The organism is Pedobacter sp. 01T416_2, assembly GCF_056398925.1.
This window is the reverse complement of sequence record NZ_JBFTQI010000531.1, coordinates 1-4210: the sequence shown is the minus strand read 5'-3', so window position 1 is coordinate 4210 and position 4210 is coordinate 1. Positions and strand designations below refer to the sequence as shown.

The window sequence follows — 4210 nt, the reverse complement described above, 5'->3', positions numbered from 1 at the left end:
CAATTGGTATTTCCGCTCGTGCTGTTTCCGTTACCGGATGATTGCTCCCGGGCCGCATCCTCATGCCCTTCTTGTTCGGGCTCGTTTTTTTCTTTGGGGTCTTTCATAATATTTCTTTTATGTTTAGGTGATAACAAAGTTGGCACTACAATGGTTCGAAAAAATTATGTAAATGTAAGTAAGCGCGTCCCGGAACAGAAAAACAGTTAATCAACGGGCCGGATCTGCGTAACAAGATTCGGCTTTTCAACACAAATTGTTTGTTTATGGTGTTATATTGATTAGCAACTCCAAGGAGGCTTAATTAAGTAGGAATGGTACCGGAAAAGATAAACAGGTTTTTGACTGCACAGAACCAGGCCTACCTAAGAGCCCTGGAAGAGATACGGGCCGGGAAGAAGGTCGGCCATTGGATGTGGTATATGTTCCCACAGTTAAAGGGGCTGGGCAAAAGTGAGATTTCTGAGTACTATGCGCTTGAGGGAATAAATGATGCCACAGATTATCTTAATCACCCGGTTCTTGGCAGGCATCTTGTAGAGATATCCAATGCGGTTCTTTCGCTCACCGGCAGATCTGCCCATGAGATATTCGGCTCCCCGGATGATATGAAACTGCGTTCCTGTATGACCCTGTTTGCAGGGATAAAAGATGCCGATCCGGTATTCAAACAGGTTTTGGATAAATATTTTGATGGACAGTCTGATCGCCTGACACTTGACCTGTTAGCTTAACGTGCACAATCGCTGTGCGGATGAGCACTTCGGCAGAAATCAACGCTTATCTGCACTGGCCAGAAAAGTAGGGTCCGGTTGGGATGCCCAGGTCGGCTTGCGTGGCCATTTGACGCTTAAATTACCTCATGTTGTTTTCACGATAGGAATGTTTGATGGTAAGAGATTATAGGAACTGCTTCTGGTATTTTTTTTATAATGATGATATTGAGGTCTGCTGTTGCCTCCATAGACGCTTTACACATGCAATAATCCATTTCACAGTAAAGAAATCTTAACTCTTTTAAGACAGGTGTTTTTCTTATTCAATTCTGACCAATTTAAGGTTCATTTCTGGCACGCAAAGGAATTTCCGGCATAAACGCTCCTGTAGCCTTTGCCCGCTGGCCCATTTATTCCGTTCCTCCTTTTGCTTTGGCAGAAGCTGAACCTTGCTGGGTTCCATAATTAAATCAGAAAAATTATGGAAAATTTAAGTTTTAAAGTAGCAGAGATTGAGATCAGTTACCGTCCGGCATTGAAAATGGCAGAGTTGCCACAGATTACTTCTTCTAGGGGAGCTTATGAGGTTTTGATGGATCGATGGGATGATGGAAGGTTGGAGCTTGTGGAAGAGTTTAAAGTGATTTTGCTCAACAGAAGGGGTAGGGTATTGGGTGTGGTGAATATTTCACAAGGTGGGTTTTCCGGAACGGTTGCTGATCCTAAGGTTATTTTTGCGGTGGCGCTGAAGGCCTGTGCGAGTGCAATTATATTGGCACATAATCATCCAGGTGGCGAGTTATCTCCGAGYGATGCGGATCTGGCATTGACCAGGAAGTTGAAATCCGGAGGGGATATCTTAGGAATCAGTGTGCATGACCATCTGATCGTTTCAAGATATGGGTTTTATAGTTTTTTAGATGAGGGGATGATTTAGGAGTTGACAGAAGTTTCGATGATGCTGCACCGACTTTAAGTCTGCGGTGGCATCCACTTATAAAGGAAAATAGTGGGTAGAAGAGGGAGGTTGTCTTATTTGCTGTAAATGTATCACGTGTAATGAATATTTAATCTGTTCACAGAAAAAATAATTATAAGCTATCTGCCCTAGGAGATGAAACAACAAGAGATTTCAAAAAAGATTATCGCAACTGGAGATGGTGCCCAGTCGTTTGAGTGCCATTAAGAAAATGATAAAAAAACTGAAAGCTCAATATAGAGCTAAAACAATGTTCCATCTGGGAGCAAAGATAGCACGACGAAAATAACTGTCATAACTTTAGTCAGCCTGGTGGGAAAACTAATTTAATATCGTTTACCTTTTATTAAAAATAATAGACCAATTTAATAGGCAATCACCATATTAAGGATCTTTAACAGTTCACGATAGTCTGAGGTAGACACTGTGGTATAATCGAGAAGCTCAATAGCTGCGTTATCGGAAGTCAGACCCATCACGTTCTCTAAATGCAATTGAAGGATATCAGGCTCAGTCGTTGTCGTATAGGCGACAATTAGTTTAGCTATAATCTTAGAATGTTTGGTGCCGATCCAGATATTATTATGCCCCATTTTCCGATACCTTCTTGCTAGAAGATTTTTTGCCAGCAAATACCGGTAATAGAAAATCCTGATCTGTCGTGGTGTTGCCTCGGTATATCTATATATAGCGAACCTAAGTATGTCAACCTCTTCATTGGTAAGTTTGTCTTTATGTACCTTTATTTCCTGACCCTGCTGAAGCCAAGGGATAGGAGAAGAAGAACCCAAATGGTCAGTTTCATAGTTCGGGTATTGATCTGTTAAATTGTCCATGTAAAACTGCTCTTCCTCCTGGGCTGCAATTTCACTATTGACTAAATCTTGATAGGCTTGAGGGGTCATCATGGAATCAAGGTAAGCCTGTTCCTCCTTTAAGATCTCATCAATTGTTTTTTTTCCACTATTATTCTGCCTGTCAGATTTCGTTAGTGCCAGCATGAAATCGTCACGGTCCAATGACGATAATTTTCCCAGTTTAATGCCGGATATAAACAGCTTATCCATATACTCATCCGTAATTTTTTGTAGTTCCAGTGTATGTTTGCCCTGTTCCTTTTTCTCAACCCCAAGCAGGCTATCATATTTGTTTTTTATGGCAAGTTTTAGGATCCGTTCATCAATGGCAGCAATTATAACCAGTCTTTGTGCAATTTCAGGGTCTTCTAGTAATATCCTCAATGAATCAATGATCTGAATAACTTTCCCTTCATTGCAGCGGTCGATATCCTCGACAAATAAAACAATTTTCCTTTGCTGAATTTTCGTATCTGGGATCCAGCATTTGAGTAAAATAAGAGTTTCCCGTTGAATTTCAGCCTGTAGGCCCAAATGGTCTTTAAAGGAGTGTTTGGAAGAATATTTGAGGAAGATATCTTTTGCTTTTGCACTGTAGTCTTTTTTGTAGGTCACGACAACGCTGTAGCCGATAACCGACAATGCAGCTGGGATGCCGAAGATTTCAAAAAGAAATTTTATTCCCTTTTCTTTATCCAGGGTGGTTTCGTATAAAATAGTGCCCACAGTTAAGCCAATACATATTATAGTAAAAAGTTTGAATGCTGGCCAAATCCCCTGACGAAACCGGTTTAGTTTGACTTTTTTCCAAAAACCGGATAACGATTTTGTTATCCACTTTGTGTTTTGTCCTTCGAAATATTTCTCCGCAAGGCGCTCATAGAGGTAAGCCCATGTTGCTGGTGTGTCCTGATATTTCCAGGCATGGAAATCAACCCGTGTAAATTTTTTCTTAGACTCAAGGTTTTTCCAGATCAGGTCCATTAGGAAAGTCTTTCCGCGACCCCATRTCCCAAAAATTCCGATCATGGATCCCTGTTCCCCAGGTATAATATCGATAATGTCACTTAACTCACTGGCCAGTTCATCCACTGCGAGTACAGCCTCGATGTCCTTTTTATCCCTAAACTTGATTTCAGTTTCAGATACATACTTTCTTTCTAAGCTCAGCTCTGAATATTGTGGTATAGAATCCTCATCGTCAAAAATTTGTTTGAAGATGAGGTCAAGCCCGACGTAATCAAACAGGTTTACATAAAGTTTGCCAGGAAAAGGTTGCTGCGCAAAGGCAAGCGTACGTTTTAATACTGAAGGGGAGAGGTAGTTCTTCAAAGCAACTACATTTCGCAAGCAACGAATATTGCCTATTGCTGATGCAAGTTCTACAGTGATTAGGACCTGGGGAAATTTTTCGTTGTTAAAATCTTTGATCAGTTGGTTTACTTCCCCAGCATTTTGGCGGGCATGTATCAGTGTAGTAAAGGCACTGTTTCCATTTGCCCTAATTAATGCCTGTGAGATGCGAGTAGCATATTCATCTGTGGGAACAGTAATGAGTGTCTTCTCATCCTGAATTCTTAGTAAGATATCTTCGCACAGCATTTCGAGGTATGACTCATATTGATCTTCACTTACTGTATTAGTCTCCTGTTCTGTAA

3 protein-coding genes are annotated in these 4210 nt (G+C 40.9%); 2 read left to right on the top strand and 1 reads right to left on the bottom strand.

From position 1 onward, the window contains the following. Window positions 1-314 precede the first annotated feature (314 nt). Together AC1DPQ_RS19660 and AC1DPQ_RS19655 are read left to right on the top strand one after the other, a co-directional pair. Complete coding sequence (locus AC1DPQ_RS19660; protein ID WP_477610619.1) at window positions 315-734, top strand: DUF1810 domain-containing protein; 420 nt, start codon at window positions 315-317, stop codon at window positions 732-734. Between the two features lie 463 nt (window positions 735-1197). Beyond that, window positions 1198-1653, top strand: a complete 456-nt coding sequence (locus AC1DPQ_RS19655) for a JAB domain-containing protein (protein ID WP_477584082.1) — start codon at window positions 1198-1200, stop codon at window positions 1651-1653. A 407-nt stretch (window positions 1654-2060) separates the two neighbouring features. Here the strand turns inward: AC1DPQ_RS19655 and AC1DPQ_RS19650 are convergent. After that, window positions 2061-4210 (bottom strand): P-loop NTPase fold protein (locus AC1DPQ_RS19650; protein ID WP_477610618.1); only part of this gene is annotated, 2150 nt, incomplete at its 5' end.